Origin of the sequence: Scytonema sp. PRP1 (assembly GCF_036697665.2) — a bacterium.
Lineage (GTDB): Bacteria > Cyanobacteriota > Cyanobacteriia > Cyanobacteriales > Nostocaceae > Kalymmatonema > Kalymmatonema gypsitolerans.
The window spans coordinates 50,049-68,869 of the sequence record NZ_JBAHYJ020000072.1; the positions used below are offsets into that span (position 1 = coordinate 50,049).

Genomic DNA, 18,821 nt, shown 5'->3' on the forward strand with positions numbered 1-18,821 from the left:
AAATTCAGGAAAACTTAGGTTTAACTTTTTCGCCCCTGCTCGTCTGCCCCTTGCTCCCCTGCCTCTTTGGTCAAGAATTATATATTGCCAAACGATGAATGAGATTGATGTTGATAACTCCAAATTCAGGATAGCTGCGATTTTTCAAAACTCGTGAACATGATTTTAGGGTGTGACTGCTGTTATCGACAATTTGTACCACTAAATATATATTCACTCATAAATGTTTATTTAAAAATATCTCTTATGGAGGATTTACTTTTTTTATAACTTACTAAATATGAGCCTTTGAGGGCATTTTTCCAGATAAAATCAAAAAATAATATAAATTAAACATCATATCTGGTTTTATTTCCGGAAAATTACTAAAAATTACAGAAATTTTTGTTTTTTATACTTAAATACAAAGCGCTGCTTATTCTCATTAGTGTTTAGTCTTTTATAGTAAGACACATCTATGTTTCATATCAAATCCAGTTACTCACTTACTGCATCTACATCTCACCCCACCTAACGGCACCCTTCTTCGTAAGTTCGCAGAGGGGAAGAAGTGAGGTTTCGCGGATATGATAAGTAAACAAACGGATGTGATATCAGAACGTTTTTGTTTGAGCACCAGCGCCTTAATCTCTCAACAGTACCTGTTGTTTCTTGGTTAAACACATCGCAATGCCTTTCTCGTAGTAAGCTGCTTCGTTAATGAAAACTGGATAGACTGTTGATTCTCCTTCATAAGCAATCTCCTTACCATCAAAAGTGAGGAAAATCGGCTCGCCTGGATTGAGAGGCTCATAGTCCCTAAACTGAAGCTGTTGGTGAATCATCGCCTGAATCTCTCCCTTCTCATTTCTGGGATAGTCGAGGGTTCCCACATATTCATACAAAGTGAGTGTGCTGTGAGTCTGTGGAACTAAACCTTTGTTGTATCCTTCTATGTAGTCCAAGATGACATAAACCAGTTTCTCGGTTTTCGCAAACAAGTCTGCATTCAAGACACCCTGAGCCACAGAACCCACTTCAATGACAAAACCCAATTCGCATAGGGATCTCAGAAGGGGGCTCTCTTGCTTCGGTTGTGTCCAACAAACCTTTATCAAGGGATTCATCGAGGTCAGATACGCAGCTAATCGCAGACTGAAGGGATGCTCGTTCTCCACCAGAATACTCAATCCCATGTTTGCAGTTGTAGTATGCAAATCCAAAATCACATCCACTTGGGATTTGCCTTTCGGTCCCAGTATTTGGTCAATGGCTTTTGCTCTCATCTGTTCATAGTCACAGAGCGTTGGGTCAAGCAGATCTTGACTTTTGAAGCAACGATTTAAGTCGTTGTCAATGTAGCGCCTATTTTCCTCAAAGGCTTTGGGATTGGCTAATAACGTCAAAGTTTTAAAGCTAGGTCGCTCAATCAAATAAGGAAACTGGTCAAATTTTTTAATCAGGTATGCCCCTGTGAACTCATTTCCGTGGGTTCCACCAACGATCGCAACCCGATTGATTTGGTTCATATAATAACTCCTTACAAGGTAACACCGAAATTGATGGTAGGCACTAAACACCTCCAGATTGCCAGTTACCTACTGCTGATTGACCTTCTTGTGACTGCAATAACCGGAGTCCTACTATACATATTTAAACACTATAGCAATCCTAAATCAGTTGTGAAATTCTCTGATTTCCTTCCTCTGTGTCACGGACACTTTCTACAACGAGGGGAACCCCCGCACAGAAGTGTCCTCCTCTACGTCCTCGATTTCTCACAAATCAAATAGGACTGCTATAGATTATATTTAAAAGATTTAGTTTGAACCTCTATTTTTGAGCTTTTGGCGTTTCGAGAGCATGATCAATTAATGCTTTCGCCCAGTCGATTCCTTTCTCTTTGGTTTTGTGCCAGTCACTACCAAGGCAGGGATAGCCATACCGTACTGCTTTATTTGTGCCATACACGATGACAAACCATTCACAATGTTTTTTATGGTAGTTGTAGAAAATTTTGTATTTTCGGTGGGTAACAAAAGTGTCACCGTAAGGTGAAACGTTTTCACTAAGTTCTTTCATAATTCCTCTTGAGTTGCTGTTTTCAATCGCACCTGTAAACCGCTTTAGCCAAGTGACACAAAGGCAGCATAACGCCTCTAGGCAAATTTGTACAAATATAGTTTTATTGTCATTCCAAAATAACCTTGCAGTAATTTTAAGAAAAAACTCTCTAGTTTCTTCTCAAACTCAAGACTTGATGTTAGTGTATTTCAGACTTTACCCTTATTAGCAGGCGTCTCGTTTTCACCTAAAGGATGAATTAAGCTTAAGCTTGCAGTACAGAAGGTATTAATTAAAGTTAAGTTTGTAAGTAATCATGTATACAAATCAAATTTTTACTTAAATAATTACGGAAAATCGGGCTGTTTACTGAAAATTAAGTACAAGTTAAAATTCAAGTTAAAATTAAATTCAAGTTAAAAATAAATAGCTCAGTATGCTCAAATTCTCTGCCAAGAAGAGATAGTGTTAAGTTTCGTGTCACCAGAGGCAAAACTTGTAGTAAGTATACATTTTATGGCACGAACCCTCCCTCATATATTAATACAGTTGGTGATAAGACCAAAACGATTATCAGGATCGCAATGTAGAAACCTTGCATCCGAAAGTTCTACACCTGTGGAATAAGACAGCACATTCCGGACAGGCTGCGCTTACGCTATCATCAACAATCCTTAATTGAACCGTATTGCCTGATATATGACCTTTCAAATCTCTAAGAGGTTATTTTTACCAAAAACTTTGGTAAAATATGGTTTCATGATTACTATACGTAATTTTAATTTGTTTGTAAAAAAAAATACATTGATTAAGGTTAAATTAAATATATTTAACAAAAAATTATTTATTAGGGGTGAGTTATGAGCCAGCCAGATCAGGGAGACAAAGACAGCTTTTTCTACCCTCATAGTCGCTATTACGGTCAAGTTAAGCCAGAAAACCTCGTGTTTAACGCCAATCTGCAAGAATTTGCTCAAAAAGTTGGCTACATTACCAATTTAGAAACTTCTGGAAAAATCTCTCCTGAACAAGCCTATGAGCAAATTAAGGCGCTCTGGAAACAGTTAAAACGTAGCAAAAAGGAACTAGGGATTGGCGATGAGCCGCCAAACGAACCAGAGCCACCACCGGATGCAACTTAAGCTTACTCAGAGTCCAACAGGAGTACTTCAAACTCTTTTGGGGTTAGCGACACCACTATACTTTCAGAATCATTTTTAGAATCTACTCGAATCAGCCAGCGATCGCTAGACTGACCGCTAGAGAGTAGTTCTCGACCACAAATAACTCCAACTTTTCCAGCTACGTATGCTGGACGAAGAATTAGAACTTTGTCTCCTACTTTGGGGTCAATAGCGCTCCTCAACCGAAACTTTCAAGAATGAAACTACGTAAGTGAAATCCGAGGTAATTTATAACCTGCTCTTAATCTTAGCCAAAAACGCGTCTATTTTCTCATGGACGGATTTAGAATGGACTCAAAAGCTTTGTCCTTGTCCTTTGAACAGGACTTTCGCTAACAAGAAGTGGAAATTTCTTTCCGAGCTTTGTCAATGCAGGTGCATGATATTGATATCATACCCAACGAACCAAGACCAATGCAGATTACTCAGTGTCTCCACACAGCCATTCTTGTCACTGACCTAGAACGCGCCGAACATTTCTATGGAAAGGTGCTAGGATTGCCCAAAATAGAACGCTCCCTGAAATACCCTGGCGCTTGGTATCAAGTTGGAAACTATCAAATTCACCTGATAGCCGCCGTTCGAGTTCCTACCGAAGACCAAAACGAAAAATGGGGACGCAACCCCCACATCGCCTTCTGCGTTGCGGACTTAGACACAGCCAAACAACAACTCCTAGATCAAAATTGCCTTATTCAACCCAGCGCCTCCGGACGCCCAGCCCTCTTCACCAAGGACCCAGATGGCAATGTTATAGAACTAAGTCAGCAATGAGAAGCCCAGATGAGGCAGATGAGGTAGAAAGATAAATTTTTTCCTAACTCTGCTTTGTTTATTGCCTCTTGCGGTTCAAATTCCAACACAAGTGCGTTACACTCCTCTCAAATCTTACCTTTGCGTTCTTCGCGTCTTGGCGGTTCGTTAATGAAAATCTTCGCCTACACCTACAGCGATCCCCTACTAGAACCCACTCCTGACCCCACAACTTGGGAATGGGAGTTAGACGGTATTTACCAAGACTTAGGCAAACGCTCTCAACTACAAAAATTATTCAACGACTGTAAAACCGAACCACCAAATTGTCTCCTCATCCGCCGCTTAGAAGAATTGGGGGATACTCTAGACGAAGTAAGTTCGCGCCTTGCAGAACTGGAAGTCATGGGAATAACACTCATTGCTATTGAGCAAGACTACAATTCTTCCCAAGACAGTCCCAACCTCCGCGCCGAATTGCTGAAATTACTGTACGAAATTCAGCATCAACAACGTAGCCGCCGCATCCGCCAAGGACATGCCCGCAACCGTTTGGATGCTGCACCACCACCTGGTAAAGCCCCCTACGGCTACCGTCGAGGCAAAGGAAAATATATCATCGATCGCACGACTTCCCCAGTCGTCAAAGATTTTTTTGAACACTTCCTACTCTATGGTTCTCTGCGAGGATCTGTACGTCACCTAGCGAAAAAATACGGCAAGAAAATTTCTGTCACCACCGGGCGTCGTTGGTTGACAAATCCGGTTTATCGCGGTGATACAGCTTATCAAAACGGAGAAATCATTTCCAATACTCATGCTCCTATTATTACCAGGGAAGAAGCCGCCCAGGTTGATAGACTGTTGCGCCGCAATAGGCGTTTACCACCTCGGACTGCTAGCGCACCGCGTTCTCTGGCTGGGTTGGTTGTCTGTAACGAGTGCCAATCTCACATGAGCGTGACTCGTGTGACTATGCGCAAGCAAGAGAAAGAGTATCTTTATTTACGTCCTATTACCTGCCCCAAACACCCCAAGTGTCGCGCCCTTCCCTACCAACAAGTTTTGGAACAGACAATCCAAACGGTTTGCCGTGACTTACCCCTTGCTGTGGCGCTTATGAATTTTCCTCAGTTGGATGCAGTCAAAAATAGCTTAAATGAAGCTATTTACCGCCAGCAAGAGGTACTCAATCAGTTACCCTGTTTGTTGGAAACAGGAGTGTTAGATGTGGAAACAGCAAAGTTAAGAGCATATAAAATCCGCACAGAAATGTCTGCACTCCAAGCAAAACTAGCAACTTTACCACCAGTTAATTTGCGTTCTGTTGCCCAAGCTGTTTCGATTCCGCAATTTTGGTTAGACTTGTCTGAAGCAGAGCGACGATTTTACTTTCGAGAATTTATTCGACAAATTGAGATTATTCGTCAGGATAAAGAGTGGGAATTGCGAGTTATTTTTATTTTTTAAAATTTTAAAACGAACTTGAACGACAACTTTAACTCAACATATAACCAGGGTTAGTTGCTGACTTGAAGAAACCACCTTTTTTAGTGGTGATATCAAATCTGGTACTTACTATCGCGCTTCTCATTTAAATGAAGTACAGATTTATCTGTTTTATCTGTTTTATCTGTGTCTATCTGTGGTTCATTATTTCTTTGGTATATTTTACAACGGGTTGTAAATCGCTAGAATCCATACCTCACGCAGGTTGCGCTACCCCTCCTTTGTAAGGACAGGGGTAGGGGTAAAGTTTCGCGGATACGATAAGTAAACAAATAGATTTCATATGACTTATCTAATTTTTTGATTTTTGATATTAAGACTTCTATAAAATACAAAAGTTTGTAAAATAATTAAGTGTAAATACTGATAAATAACATGGTTCATCAGTTAAACTTAATCTTTCTCTCCACCCTTTGTTTGTGGGTTTTTGTTTTTGTGTAACAATCTGCTTTTTAAGATTGGTGCAAGATGTCAGTATATCAGGAGATTGCAATGGTAAATAATGAAATAAATATCGCGGCTACTTTAGTTTGCCGAAATTTTTGGGCAAAATATTTCATCACTTATCAATACTTAAAGAAACGGCTAGAAAATCCGGAATGGTTTTTGATGGTTATAATTAGCCGATTTAAGAGTGTGGCACTTTTGAAAAGCTTCTTTGTTCAACCCCAGATAATTGAAAGAAATCAGGCAACGTGTTCTTTCTTTGATATTGAAGTAGATGATGTCGTTGAATCTTTGAAAAAAGATAGTTTTTCCCTTGGGCTGAATCTGCCGGAAAGCATTGTACAAGAAATACTACAATTTGCAAGCAGTACAGATTGTTACGGTGATGGAGAACACCAGCTTGGCTTTTATTACACTGAAAAAGAAAAAGCAGAATCTAAGTGTGGGAGAACTTTTAAACGTGGTGACTATTTCAATAGTAATTTGCTTTGTCCAGCTATCAAAAAACTTGGAAATGACCCAAAGTTATTGGAGATTGCCGCTAAATATTTAGGCGGTACTCCCGTGCAGACGGGAAGTCGTCTTTGGTGGTTGTTTTCGCTGAAAGAACAAGAGCAGCACCTTCTTTTAGAGAAAATGAGGTTTCTTTCATTACAAGGAAGTACCAGAGAAGGTGCTTATTTTTTTCATTACGACCTTGATGACTATCAATTTTTAAAATTTTTCTTTTACCTGACAGATGTAGATGTATATAGTGGGGCTCACGTTTGTGTTTGTGGCAGCCACAAAAAGAAGAACATTGCTCATCTGCTGTCATTTTTTAGACGAAGTTCCGATGAGGATATTATTGACTATTATGGCTCTGAAAATGTAGTACCTATCTGCGGAAAAGCTGGTTTTGGATTCGCAGAAGATACTTTTTGTTTTCATAAGGCAATGATACCAACTCGTCAAGACCGTTTGATGTTACAAATACAATTTGCTCGAAAGGATTATGGAAACCATAACGACCTAGTAGAGCCATCAGTACTAAAAAGATGTTTCTAACTTTATCACAAGAGCTACCATTTGCCGTAATGGGATAAACAGTATATTCCTCTACTGATTTATGTCATAGAACACAAGTTGTCTACCCGCGTTACGCACATTCATAACTCTCCTTTTGTAAATCGAAGCAAAAGGGTGCATCTATAAAAATAGCAAGACCACGCTCGCTATCAAATGCCCTTTCAATTATCTCCAAAAATATTTTAATAAGTCATAGTTTTAGCAGTTTTATAAAAAAAAGATTATAAACTAAAGAAAAAATAGGAAAAATCTATTAAAAAATATTATTTGTTTACGAGGAAATGTAAGTTAATTTAAAATCAAGGGATGATTTAAGAACATTCCTTGTTACAAGTGGCAACATTTGAGATTCCAGAGCGTCTGGAGTTTAATCGAACCAGCTAGCACAACAAATATCCACCGAATATGCAAGAAGGAAGCTTTATTTGGGGTCGTCTAGAAAAACAGTATCGCACGGTTGATAAATGGATTGATTGGGTATGGGTAATAGTGCTGCTTTTGGCAGCAGTTTTACTGTTCACCATAAATCTCGGAGAATTGCCGCTGCGAGATTGGGATGAAGGTACTGTGGCACAAGTTGCACGTGAAATATGGCGTGCGCCGGCTGGTTCAATGCATTGGCTTTACCCGACGCTAGGAGGTGAACCATATTACAATAAGCCACCGGTGATACACTTGCTGATTGCTTGGGCTTACTCTTTGGGGGGAGTGCATGAGTGGACGACACGCTTACCCGGAGCAATGCTCACAGCTATCTGTGTGCCTTTACTGTATTACATTGGACGAGAAATATTTCGCCAACGTTGGGCAGCAATTTACAGCTCGTTGATTTACCTGACAATGCTACCAGTGGTGCGTCATGGGCGGTTAGCAATGTTGGATGGAGCAGCGGTCTGTTTTTTCATGATTATGATATTGTGTTTGTTGCGATCGCGCCGCAATTTACGCTACTGCCTTGGTGTTGGCATCGGTTTTGGATTGATTTGCCTGACTAAGGGGATATTGGGCTTATTGTTGGGTGCGATCGCCCTTATTTTTCTGTTTTGGGACACACCGCGACTCCTCACCAGTCGCTATATGTGGACAGGAATGCTGCTCGGCATTATACCTGTTACTTTTTGGTATGGTGCTCAGTGGATCCACTATGGCTTTACCTTTACCAAAATCGGCATGATGGATCAATCGGTTAGCCGTGTTTGGAATTCAGTTGAGGGTCATTCTGGACCAGTGTGGTATTATCTGCTGGAGATTCTCAAATACACATGGCCCTGGCTGATTTTTTTGCCGTCAGGAATGCGTCTATGTTGGGAAAACCGCAACCTCAGTTGGGCAAAACTAGTGCTGGTGTGGTGTTTAGTTTATCTGGTTGCTATTTCCTTAATGGGAACCAAACTTCCTTGGTATGTATTCCCAATTTACCCAGGCATAGCCTTAGCTTGTGGTGCCAAAGTTGCAGAAATCGAAAAAATGCCTTTACTGTCATCTTACCCTCGCCCTTTGGTAGTATTTTTGGCATTCCTGTCGATAGTGGCAACTGCTGGCAGCATTTACTACACTTTAGCAAGTACAGCAAAATCAGACTTACAACTGATTTTTGCAGCAGTAGTGACGACAATGGGTTTAGCCGCTGTTTTGGCACAGCGAGGTGACGGGCAATTCCTCAAGGTTCTATTTTGGGGGAGTTATGTTTCGCTACTGCTGTTAATGAAATCCAATTACTGGGTTTGGGAACTCAACGAAGCTTATCCAGTGAAACCAGTTGCACAGATGATCAACCGGGCAAACCCAACAGTTAAGAAGATTTACACATCTTTTTCCTACCATCGTCCGTCGTTGGATTTTTATAGCGATCGCACCATTGTTCCCGCTTCTTTGACTCAACTACAGCATTCTTGGCAATCTGACGGACAACCGTACTTCCTGCTTGATGAACCTGCACTCAAAAACCTTAACCTGGAGTCGGTGAAGTTACTTGACCATGCTTTGGAGTGGTCACTAGTTACAAAAAATACTAAGTAATTTTATACGTAGAAGGAATCAGTTAGTAGTTAGTGGTTAGGTAAACAACCAACAACTAATCACTAACAATTCCCAATTTCCAATTTTTAACGTTGCTTCTCTATTTTTGGCAAGCTTGGATAATCGTCGTAATCTGTAGCTTGTTGGGTTATACCAATCATACTCAAGACAATAGCACCTCCTACAACCAGAGCGACTACAGGGCGCTTGAGGATGACCAAATCCCGTAGAATCCTAGCTAAAGGTCGGCTTTGACGACGGAGTGCCGACGATATTATTATCTGTTTATAGGTTACCGGATCGCGGACGTAATGACCGCTTTGACAAACGACTAACCTTTCCTGACAATACGGACAGGTAAACAACCCAATGCACGTCTTTACTGGCTTTGGTGTAGCATTTCTTTGGCAAATTGGGCAAGTCACATAATGATTATCAAAGGTGTGTGTATTCATCTACCTCGTCCGCCTAGTCCACTTACTTGCTCTATCTCAATAGCTACAGACAATTTCCAAAGAGGGCACCCATGTAGATTACCGGTGTAGTCTGACATCAGCCATGAATCACCGATATCGAAGGGCGGAAGCCCCTAAATTATACTTATGGGGATGAAGCCCGACGGCAAAGGTAGCCCGTAAGACTTATCCGTAAACTCCCGTTGCCGGGAAACCCCTTTCGGGTAAAGTTAGCAAGCGCCAAAGTTCAAGAGCGGTACTTTCCTACATATACTGCTTTATTCTCCGTAAGGCTGTTTCATATGTGAGGTTTCAGAGCTACAAACTGGCAAGCATTCGTAGGTGAGACTTTAACACACAAGCTTGAACGTAGTCCAGTTAAGGACTTAGGCGGGTCAGGTAGCGTCAGTCCACAACTCCATGCCTTTAGGGATGGGGTTGCTTCTCAACTAGAGAACCCTGACGCATACGGTGTTCATCTTTAGACAGGCAACAGCCTGTGCTACAAGCATGGCTCAATGGTTGCAACACGAGTCTAGCTAGATTTTTGTGAGAATGACCAAGAAAGGATAAAGGATGAATGACTCCATACTTCAGTATATAGTTCATACCACCCTGCAGGAATTCACCCTCAAGGCGTATATGTACTTTTGCCTTGGGTTCATATTTCATCATCACCTCCGGCAAGCTGCCTTCTGGGCGTCTACACTCTTTAACCTTCAATGCGCTCCTCGCTACTCTAGATGACTGCTGAAGAAAGACCATTAACCATCAATTCTTTCCCATTTAAGCATTGTCCCTACAAAAAATGTGAGCCATGGGAATATTTTTACGAAAGCTTTGTAAAGCTAGCATATGCAATGCACTTGTCTGGTTGCTAAATGATCACTCACAATGAAATGTAAGACATAAAAATTTAAATTTTTTATTAGATTTAATCCTCCAGTCAATGACGCTTGTGCCTGCAACTGAACTGAGGAAGGTGTTGGAACAACCTGCTTTTAGCACTCCTTCCGCCCGTTTGACCCATCTGCTTAACCGTTTTCAACCATCCCCAGAAACCGTTGTGCTGCTTTTAGCCGTCCTTATAGGCGGTGGCAGTGGAATGGGTGTGGTTACCTTTCACTACTTGATCGAGCTGATTCACCACCTGATGCTGGAAAATTTTATGGGTGCGATTGGTGCTTGGGGCGCTTGGACTCTAGCCTGTGTGCCCATCCTTGGTGGATTAATCGTCGGGTTGATGCGCTGGCGCACCCAAGACTTTGGTCCAGAACTTTCATCTCTAATCGCTGCTTCTCAAGGAGGAGAGATCAAGCGACCATTACGACCAGTTACCAAGATGCTGGCAGCATCAGTGTCTTTGGGGAGTGGTGCTTCTTTAGGACCAGAGGGACCAAGTGTAGAAATTGGCGCGAATTTTGGTACACTACTGTCTGTTGTTTTACAAGTCTCTCAAGAACGACGGCGGTTACTTTTAGCTGCTGGTGCTGCTGCTGGTTTAGCTGCTGGATTTAATGCCCCCATCGCCGGAGTTTTCTTTGCCTTAGAGGTCGTGTTAGGCGCTACATCCTTTGCCACTTCTGCAGTGAGTGTGGTGCTGCTAGCAGCGGTCGTCGCGGCATTAATTGCTCAAATTGGTTTGGGCGCACAACCTGCCTTTGCCTTACCCGTTTACCAAGTCCGCAGTCCTCTGGAATTACCGCTTTATGTCGGCTTGGGTTTGGGAGCAAGTTTAGTGTCTCTGGCTTATACTCAATTGATTCGTTTAGCGAAAGCCTGCTTTAAAGGGCAGATACCTTATTTACAATGGTTAGGTCAAATACCCGAGCCTATTCATCCAATTATTGGCGGAACTATCGTTGGCATTGTTGCTTTATTCTTCCCCCAAATTTTGGGCATCGGCTATGAAACTGTGGAAGCGATGCTTCAAGATGTGAAGTTTTCTTTACACTTGTTGCTTGTGCTGCTCTTCGTGAAGCTATTTATGACGGCTATCAGTGCTGGTAGTGGTTTTGTTGGTGGTGTATTTGCACCAGCCATGTTTTTAGGTGCTTCTTTTGGAGCAGCTTATGCAAAAATTTTGGCGGGTGTAGCACCAGCAATCACAGAGTTTATGGCAGCACCTCCAGCTTACGCAATGGTGGGAATGGCAGCAGTTTTAGCTGCAAGTGTCAGAGCTCCATTAACAGCGATTTTGTTGCTATTTGAATTAACACGGGACTACCGCATTGTTTTACCGTTAATGACAGCAGTGGGTTTGAGTGTTTGGCTCATAGAACGAATCAAGCCAACTTCTAACTCTAATTCAAACCTACAGCAAATCGGTCTTTCTGAGTTGAAAGACGAACAAGCTGAAATTTTGCAGCAAATCTTGGTAGAAGATGCCATGTACTCTGCTCCGAAAAAGCTGCCAGCAACCATGAAGGTGATAGAAGCAGCTTTGGAAATGACAGCAAATCTTTGCCGCAGTGCTTTAGTTATTGATGAAGCAGGACGATTAATCGGTATCGTTTCTTTAGAAGATATCAACCGCGCTCTTTCTCTTAAAGAAAAATACCCAAATTCGTCAAGTGAAATCCAGGCTAATATACCCAATCAAACACTGATGGACGTTTGTACCAGTGATATTCTTTATGCATTCCAAGATGAACCTCTAGCTGAGGCTTTAGATCGCATGGCACTTAGAGGTTTGCATCAGTTACCAGTGGTCGCCCGAGACAACCAAGAACATATTTTAGGTTTACTAGAAAGGGAGCAAATTGCCTTAACCTGCAACGTAGCTGTGACGCGCAGGGCAATTCGCCACTATTTACCAATGGACTTGTTGCCAAAGTCATCTATCCATAAGGAAAGTAGTCAGAACTCAGAACTCAAAATTCAGAATTGAGAATTTCTCCTGTGTTCTGGGTTCTGTGTTCTTCCCTCACAAGCAATAAGGTTGAGTGCAAAAGTGAGTGCACTCTTGTTTAATGGCTAGCAAAACAGGTGTAAGCATTTTGCAATAGCCAGCAGTCAAAAGTTATTAGTCAATAACCAAAGCAGTCTCATGACTAATAACTAATGACTAATGACTAATGACTTTCTACACAGCAGCTTCCGCTAGCTCGGCATCTTCTCTCTCGTCTGAGTCTATTTGTCTCAAACGAATGTGCTTTTTGCCTAAAGTAATGATAAACTCATCTCCTGGTTTGAGGTTCATTTGTTTGGTGTAGGCTGAACCTATCAGTAAGTTACCATTTGACTGCACGCTAATTCTATAGCTTGCACTGCGTCCACCCCGCCCATTTGCACTAGGAGCGCTGTCTAACTGAATGCCCTCAGCATCAATGAGAGCATTTAAGAATTTCATCATGTTGACGCGCTCTATACCGTTTTTGGTTACGGTGTAGTAGCCACACTGTTTGGCTTTTTCTTCTTTGCTTAGGTTTTCTAGCTCTTTGACTTTTTTGAGCAGATCTTCACCGACTAGGGGTTCAATTTTTTTCAGTTTAGCCATCAACTTAATTCAAAAACGAATGGTCGAATACAATGAATCGATTTTATTTTAGCTGAGGTTATGCAAGTGCGAACGCCATCATTTATTTTTTATCTGGTGTTATTGCCAAGTATATTACACCCAAAGAGCAGAATTTTGACTCGGATTAGCAATATTGCCAATAGAATATATTTTAAAGAAGACAGCCAATGGTGATAACTATAATTTGTAACGAACATGAATGACCAAAAAAAGGATGATGCATGAAGTAAGAGAAAACAAGTCCTCAATGGAACCGTGGAGAAAATCAAACAGCGCAGTCAGATGAATTTGAACCCCTGAAATTCATCCGACTGGGTACTTCATACTTGACACTTCTGGCTTGGTGGTGACTGGTACACTTTATTTGTTTAAGTTTCATAAAGCATACCTAAAAACGTTACCTACTTGCTGAATTTGATCATTGGCATACAAAATGATAAGCAAAACTGATCCTTACTCATTAGTCATTTGTGAGCCAGCGCAGCCAAGTTGATTTCCAACTGTCACGGCGACTGGCGTGCCTCCTAAGGGAGGAGCTGAGTGCAATCATGCACACGCACTCGCGAACGCTAACAGCGAAGCTGTGCCATAGGCATACCCGAAGGGTCATTTGTCATTACAAAAGACAAAGTGGGAGCAAAATGAAACTAACAACTAGAGGACACTACAGTGTGAAAGCGTTGCTCGATTTGAGTTTACAGCCAGAGTACGGTCCTGTGTCCACCAAGGCAATAGCCTCTCGTCAAGATATTCCAGCTCCTTACCTAGAAAAACTGCTAATAGAAATGCGTCGTGCTGGGTTAGTCAAATCAATTCGCGGTAGCATCGGCGGATATCAGCTGGCACGAAAACCTGCAGAAATCTCTCTAGGAGAAATATTAGAAGCAGTTGGAGAAAGTATTGAACCTTTACCCCATCACCAAGCTTCCCCAACACAAGCAGAAGATTGGGTAACATTTAGCCTTTGGCAGAGGCTACACCAAAAGCTTAAAGAAGCTTTATACAGTATTACCTTGGCAGACCTTTATTACGACGCTCGTAGTTGGCAAGCTTCTCTTGGGGAAGAAGCAAGTTTTATTGTTTAGTCATTAGTCATTAGTCATTATTAGCTTAAGACACATGAGCTCTGCTGTTGTCTTGATCATCGCTGCCACTTTAGATTACTTAATTGGCGATCCGTGGGGTTGGCTTCATCCAGTGCAAGTTATGGGGTGGGTCATTTCTCGCTTTAGCAAATTTGCTCTCACATATTGTCATAATTCCCTAACACAACGCTTAGCTGGAATTGCGTTAGGCATTATCCTAATAATTGGTAGCGGCTTTATGGGTTACCTAATTATTCAAAGTGCCAGATTGGTGCATCCGTTTTTGGGAGTAACATTAGAAAGTATTCTCTTAGCTAGCTGTTTTGCTCTTAGAAGTTTGAGAGTAGCCGCCCAAACAGTTTTACAACCATTAACAGCAGGACATCTTTTAGATGCCCGTTCTAATTTAAGTAACTACGTTGGGCGAGATACAGAAAATTTATCAGAACCAGAAATTTTACGAGCCGTTCTAGAAACAGTAACAGAAAATGCCACCGATGGAGTTATGGCTCCTCTTTTTTATGCAATTCTTGGTGCGTTTATTCCTGTTATTGGTCCAACTCCCTTAGCTTTAGCATACAAAGCTAGCAGTACTTTGGATTCAATGGTAGGCTACCGTGAAAAGCCCTATACATATTTAGGATGGTTTAGTGCGCGGTTGGAAGATTGTTTGACTTGGATTCCTTGTCGGTTAACCGTGATCACTCTAGCACTGTTGTCGGGCAAACCTTTGCACGTTTGGCGAATTTGCCGTCGAGATGCTGTTGCTGACCCCAGTCCCAACTCTGGTTGGAGTGAGTGCGCTTATGCTGCTATTTTAGGTGTGCAGGTGGGAGGTACAAATTGGTATCGTGGGGTAGCAAAACAGAAACCACTGCTGGGAAACGCCACACATCCTATCACCCCAACTTCTATTGATCAAGCTTTGCAACTGACTCGATATTGCTTTTTTCTCTGGTTAGGGATTGCTATACCTCTATTACTACTTGCCTAAAACAAGTCATGATGGAAGTAGGGAATTGGGAAGATGAAAAAGATAAGGAAAATGAGGAGGATAAAGGAGTCATTTCTCTGCCTACTCTGCCTACTCTCCTTATTCCCGATCTAACTATGGTTTACATTATTCAGGGTATCGGTCTATGACTGTGTCTGTCAAAACCAAGGTGGTTGAAATTCTCTCACCAGAAGAACTCCGTCGTACTGTGAATCGTCTTGCTTCTCAAATCGTAGAAAAAACCCGTGATTTGTCTCAACTGGTACTAATAGGTGTTTATACGCGAGGTGTGCCTCTAGCTCAGTTACTAGCACGTCAGATAGAAACGCTTGAAGGTATACCTATAGCAATGGGAGGCTTGGATATCACATTTTATCGTGATGACCTCGACCAAATTGGGTTGCGGACTCCTGCAAAAACCGACATCCCTTTTGATCTGACAGGGAAAACTGTTGTGCTTGTTGATGATGTCATTTACAAAGGACGGACAGTTCGTGCAGCTTTGAATGCTGTGAACGAATATGGTAGACCAGAAGTGATTCGTTTAGCCGTACTGGTAGATAGAGGTCATCGTGAGTTGCCAATTCATCCAGATTTTGTTGGGAAACAGTTACCCACCGCCAAAGAAGAAATTGTCAAAGTTCATTTACATAATTGGGATGGACGAGATGCTGTTGAGTTGATTGAGGATTAGTGCAAACTAGGCATAAGGGATATCAGGAGGATAAGGGTAGACGAAGCGAGTATTGACCACAGGTGAGTTTCTTATCTTCCTCATCTCCCTCATCTCCCTCATCTCCCTCATCTCCCTCATCTCCCTCATCTCCCTCATCTCCCTCATCTTCCTCATCTTCCTCATCTTCCTCATCTCCCGCATTTTTTTCACCGCATTACCGGGCTAGCGTGATGATGAACGATATACCACTGACCACCAAGAAGTTCAAATGTATTCGTGGCTACTGATTGTGCTTCTAATCTTCTGCCATTGATGATTTGCAGGACATTTTCTCTGAGTACAACGTAGGCGATCTGATCGCGAACTTCTGTAACAATGATCTCAGTGTTAATCTCAATGTAAGCAGTATTTTTGAAAATGTTAACCCAAGAGGAGCGAATTTCCTTCCAACTGCGCAACACATCCCATCCGGGGTGAATACAAATACTGCCAGTTCCTTGAGACCATACAATAGCCATTGCCTCGATATCTTTTTTTTCAAAAGCTCGATAAAAAGCTTGGTTGACGGCTAAAACTTCAGAATGCTGGTTGGTCATAATCAGGAATGATAAATTTTCAATTATGAATTATGAATAATAAAAGTTTCATTATTCATAATTCATAATTCATAATTTACTTAATTAATTTCCACTTTTGACGGTGCTAATAGTTTGCAATAACTGCTTGGCGGTGTAAGGTTTGGATAAAAACGCTTTGACGCCCATCTGAGTAACCGTATTAATTTTTTCACTCGAAGCAAGTCCACTCACGGCAATAATCTTGACTGCTGGATTAATTTTTCGTAAGGTGCGGATGGTGGTGACTCCATCCATAGAAGGCATAACCATATCTGTCAAGACTACAGATATTTCGTCCTGATGTTCTGCATAAAGAGCGATCGCCTCAATACCATCGCAAGCAGTTATCGCCTTGTAATTATAGCTTTCCAGAGATGTTTTAGTAACGTCTCGAATCGAATCTTCGTCATCCACAACCAAAATCAATTCTCCGTTACCGCAAGGTAATTCCAGTTCTTGTTCTTCTCGATTTTCCGTTGCTTCTTGTGCTGGTAAATACACCTTAAATTGGCTGCCTTTCCCTACCTCACTGTACACGTTAATAAAACCGCCGTGGCTTTTAATAATCCCAACGACAGTAGAAAGACCAAGCCCTGTTCCTTTGCCTAAGTCTTTAGTCGTAAAAAATGGTTCAAAAATCCGGTCTAAGATTTCCTGTGGAATACCAACTCCAGTATCAGCAACAGTCATCACAACATACGAACCAACGCGAGCATCAAGATACATCTTGGCGTAATTTTGATCAACAACAAGATTTTCCGCCGAGATAGTCAAGCGACCCCCATCAGGCATAGCATCACGAGCATTAACGCACAAATTCATCAGCACTTGATGCAGTTGGGTCACATCAGCTGAAACTGTCCAAAGGTTTGGCGCTATATGAGTGGAAATTTCAATAGATTTGGGAAATGTTTCTTTAACAACTTGTTGAATTTCTTTGATTAAATGCTTCAATTGCAGCAAAGTGCGATCGCCTTCAACACCGCGAGTAAAAGACAGCACTTGCTTAACCATATTTGCTCCCCGTTTGGCATTAGATATCAATATTGGCAGCAGGCGCTTACTCCGCTCATCATGCAGTTGCGATTCCAAAAGTTGAGCAGTCATCAAAATAGGCGCAAGAACATTGTTGAGGTCGTGGGCAATACCGCTTGCCAAAGTTCCAATACTTTCCAAACGTTGGGCACGAAAAAACTGTGCTTCTAGTTCTTTTTTTTCTGTAATATCAGTATTAACAACGAGAACTGATTGTCCTTTTTTATCTAATTCTCTCACTAGTGTCCAGCGACTTTCGACGATAATTTCTTTACCAAATTTTGTTCTTTGATGCAGTTCGCCCTCCCAGGAACCATTTTGTAATAAAGTCTTAAGAGCTTCTTGGAATTGTGATATATCTTTTTCTTTCCAAAGTTCTAATGTTTTCTTACCAATTGCTTCAGCTGCTGTCCAACCGTATAAATGCTCGGCTGCTTTATTCCAAAATAAAATTTTATTTTTTAAATCGTGTACAAAAATTGCATCGGTAGCAACATCCAGCAGTGCGGCGTGTTCGCGAATCTTTTGTTCTGCTCGCTTGCGCTCAACTGCGTAGCGGATAGAACGTTCTAGCAAAGGAGCAGTCAACTGACTTTTTTCTAAGTAATCTGCTGCACCTGCTTTCATTGCCTCAATGTCTATTTCCCTATCTCCTTTACCTGTCAGTAAAATAATTGGAGAAGAGCAACCGTTGGCAATTGCTTCACGTAACAGATCCAGTCCGTTACGCGCACCCAAACGGTAATCAACAAGATAAATATCGTATTGGATATCAACAATCGCCTCCATTGCTGCTTGATAATTATTTACCCATTCCAACTCGCAGTTAGCTACCTGAAATTCATGGAACCAATCACGAGTTAAAATGTAGTCATCTTCATCATCATCAACAAGAAGAACTTTAAATATGCTCTCTTTCATTTCTGCCTCCCTCTAGTTATAGCGGCAGTTCCACAATTTCAAACCAGTATTTTCCTATTGTTCTCATAACTTCCACCAAGGATGTAAATGTCACAGGTTTGATGATGAATGAGTTCGCACCCAAATCATAACTGCTATAAACATCTTCCTCTGCCTTGGAAGTCGTCAGAATAACAACGGGAATTTTCCTTAAAACTGGGTCAGCTTTTATCTCTCTAAGTGCCTCACGACCATCTTTTCTTGGCATATTTAAATCTAACAAAATCAGATTTGGTCGCGGCGCACTGCTTTTGTTGGCATACAGACCACGATAATGGAGATAATCCATCAACTCTTCGCCATCATTGACGATGTGCAGTTCGTTTGCCAATCGACTTTCTGCCAACGCTTCACGAGCTAGCATACAGTCATCCTCGTCATCATCAGCCATTAGAATTGTGGCGGTTGTTTGCCGACCCTTCACTCTGCATTTTCTCCTTTGCGTTGGTTTTAAGA

At 41.6% G+C, this 18,821-nt stretch carries 20 protein-coding genes; 10 read left to right on the plus strand and 10 right to left on the minus strand.

Translation table 11 applies throughout. From position 1 onward, the window contains the following. Positions 1-623: 623 nt before the first annotated feature. Together V5G28_RS15680 and V5G28_RS15685 are read right to left on the minus strand one after the other, a co-directional pair. The gene (locus V5G28_RS15680; protein ID WP_332996970.1) at positions 624-1,508 is read right to left on the minus strand and encodes an aspartoacylase; all 885 of its coding nucleotides are present in this window, start codon (positions 1,506-1,508) and stop codon (positions 624-626) included. A 304-nt stretch (positions 1,509-1,812) separates the two neighbouring features. Beyond that, on the minus strand, positions 1,813-2,061 hold the full coding sequence (locus V5G28_RS15685) for a hypothetical protein (protein WP_096562805.1): 249 nt from the start codon (positions 2,059-2,061) through the stop codon (positions 1,813-1,815). Positions 2,062-2,903: 842 nt separating this feature from the next. Here V5G28_RS15685 and V5G28_RS15690 point away from each other — a divergent pair. Then, positions 2,904-3,185, plus strand: coding sequence for a DUF7219 family protein (locus V5G28_RS15690; protein ID WP_332996974.1), 282 nt, complete (start codon positions 2,904-2,906; stop codon positions 3,183-3,185). Positions 3,186-3,187: 2 nt separating this feature from the next. On the opposite strand, the gene V5G28_RS15695 is transcribed toward V5G28_RS15690, so the two are convergent. Beyond that, a complete protein-coding gene (locus tag V5G28_RS15695) occupies positions 3,188-3,409 on the minus strand; it encodes a hypothetical protein (protein WP_332996975.1) in 222 nt (73 codons plus the stop codon). A 232-nt stretch (positions 3,410-3,641) separates the two neighbouring features. On the opposite strand from V5G28_RS15695, the gene V5G28_RS15700 reads away from it, so the two are divergent. The 4 genes from V5G28_RS15700 to V5G28_RS15715 all read left to right on the plus strand — a co-directional run bounded on the left by V5G28_RS15700 (position 3,642) and on the right by V5G28_RS15715 (position 9,023). Further along, the gene (locus V5G28_RS15700) at positions 3,642-4,001 is read left to right on the plus strand and encodes a VOC family protein (RefSeq protein WP_332997016.1); all 360 of its coding nucleotides are present in this window, start codon (positions 3,642-3,644) and stop codon (positions 3,999-4,001) included. Positions 4,002-4,151: 150 nt separating this feature from the next. Continuing rightward, positions 4,152-5,450 carry a recombinase family protein gene (locus V5G28_RS15705; protein WP_332997018.1) on the plus strand — a complete coding sequence of 433 codons (1,299 nt, stop codon included), beginning with the start codon at positions 4,152-4,154 and terminating at the stop codon, positions 5,448-5,450. Between the two features lie 531 nt (positions 5,451-5,981). After that, the gene (locus tag V5G28_RS15710; RefSeq protein WP_332996977.1) at positions 5,982-6,983 is read left to right on the plus strand and encodes a hypothetical protein; all 1,002 of its coding nucleotides are present in this window, start codon (positions 5,982-5,984) and stop codon (positions 6,981-6,983) included. A 426-nt stretch (positions 6,984-7,409) separates the two neighbouring features. Then, on the plus strand, positions 7,410-9,023 hold the full coding sequence (locus tag V5G28_RS15715) for an ArnT family glycosyltransferase (protein WP_332996979.1): 1,614 nt from the start codon (positions 7,410-7,412) through the stop codon (positions 9,021-9,023). A gap of 86 nt (positions 9,024-9,109) precedes the next feature. On the opposite strand, the gene V5G28_RS15720 is transcribed toward V5G28_RS15715, so the two are convergent. Next, positions 9,110-9,478: a hypothetical protein gene (locus V5G28_RS15720; RefSeq protein WP_332996982.1), complete on the minus strand. Its 369-nt coding sequence runs from the start codon at positions 9,476-9,478 to the stop codon at positions 9,110-9,112. Between the two features lie 426 nt (positions 9,479-9,904). Further along, positions 9,905-10,201: a hypothetical protein gene (locus tag V5G28_RS15725; RefSeq protein ID WP_332996984.1), complete on the minus strand. Its 297-nt coding sequence runs from the start codon at positions 10,199-10,201 to the stop codon at positions 9,905-9,907. 226 nt (positions 10,202-10,427) lie between these two features. On the opposite strand from V5G28_RS15725, the gene V5G28_RS15730 reads away from it, so the two are divergent. Then, complete coding sequence (locus tag V5G28_RS15730; protein ID WP_332996986.1) at positions 10,428-12,368, plus strand: chloride channel protein; 1,941 nt, start codon at positions 10,428-10,430, stop codon at positions 12,366-12,368. A gap of 195 nt (positions 12,369-12,563) precedes the next feature. Here the strand turns inward: V5G28_RS15730 and V5G28_RS15735 are convergent, their stop codons facing one another. Next, entirely contained in the window at positions 12,564-12,977 is a 414-nt protein-coding gene (locus tag V5G28_RS15735; protein WP_041038740.1) for an AbrB family transcriptional regulator, read from the minus strand. 662 nt (positions 12,978-13,639) lie between these two features. Between V5G28_RS15735 and V5G28_RS15740 the strand changes: the two genes are divergently transcribed. Genes V5G28_RS15740 through pyrR form a run of 4 tightly spaced genes read left to right on the plus strand, consistent with a single transcriptional unit; the run spans position 13,640 to position 15,771 of the window. Beyond that, a complete protein-coding gene (locus V5G28_RS15740; protein ID WP_096562815.1) occupies positions 13,640-14,083 on the plus strand; it encodes an Rrf2 family transcriptional regulator in 444 nt (147 codons plus the stop codon). Positions 14,084-14,117: 34 nt separating this feature from the next. Further along, positions 14,118-15,077, plus strand: coding sequence for an adenosylcobinamide-phosphate synthase CbiB (gene cbiB, locus V5G28_RS15745; protein ID WP_332996990.1), 960 nt, complete (start codon positions 14,118-14,120; stop codon positions 15,075-15,077). Between the two features lie 8 nt (positions 15,078-15,085). Continuing rightward, positions 15,086-15,226 carry a hypothetical protein gene (locus V5G28_RS15750; protein ID WP_332996992.1) on the plus strand — a complete coding sequence of 47 codons (141 nt, stop codon included), beginning with the start codon at positions 15,086-15,088 and terminating at the stop codon, positions 15,224-15,226. Next, positions 15,223-15,771 (plus strand): bifunctional pyr operon transcriptional regulator/uracil phosphoribosyltransferase PyrR, encoded by a 549-nt coding sequence (gene pyrR, locus V5G28_RS15755; RefSeq protein WP_096562817.1) that lies wholly within the window; start codon positions 15,223-15,225, stop codon positions 15,769-15,771. The genes V5G28_RS15750 and pyrR overlap by 4 nt, the downstream gene beginning before the upstream one ends. Before the next feature lie 6 nt (positions 15,772-15,777). Here the strand turns inward: pyrR and V5G28_RS15760 are convergent, their stop codons facing one another. The 4 genes from V5G28_RS15760 to V5G28_RS15775 all read right to left on the minus strand — a co-directional run bounded on the left by V5G28_RS15760 (position 15,778) and on the right by V5G28_RS15775 (position 18,789). After that, on the minus strand, positions 15,778-15,963 hold the full coding sequence (locus V5G28_RS15760; RefSeq protein WP_332996994.1) for a hypothetical protein: 186 nt from the start codon (positions 15,961-15,963) through the stop codon (positions 15,778-15,780). Next, positions 15,960-16,349: a nuclear transport factor 2 family protein gene (locus tag V5G28_RS15765; protein ID WP_332996996.1), complete on the minus strand. Its 390-nt coding sequence runs from the start codon at positions 16,347-16,349 to the stop codon at positions 15,960-15,962. Before V5G28_RS15765 ends, V5G28_RS15760 begins: the two co-directional genes overlap by 4 nt. An 84-nt stretch (positions 16,350-16,433) precedes the next feature. Beyond that, positions 16,434-18,326 (minus strand): hybrid sensor histidine kinase/response regulator, encoded by a 1,893-nt coding sequence (locus tag V5G28_RS15770; RefSeq protein ID WP_332996998.1) that lies wholly within the window; start codon positions 18,324-18,326, stop codon positions 16,434-16,436. Positions 18,327-18,342: 16 nt separating this feature from the next. After that, positions 18,343-18,789 (minus strand): response regulator, encoded by a 447-nt coding sequence (locus V5G28_RS15775; protein ID WP_332997000.1) that lies wholly within the window; start codon positions 18,787-18,789, stop codon positions 18,343-18,345. Positions 18,790-18,821: the final 32 nt, after the last annotated feature.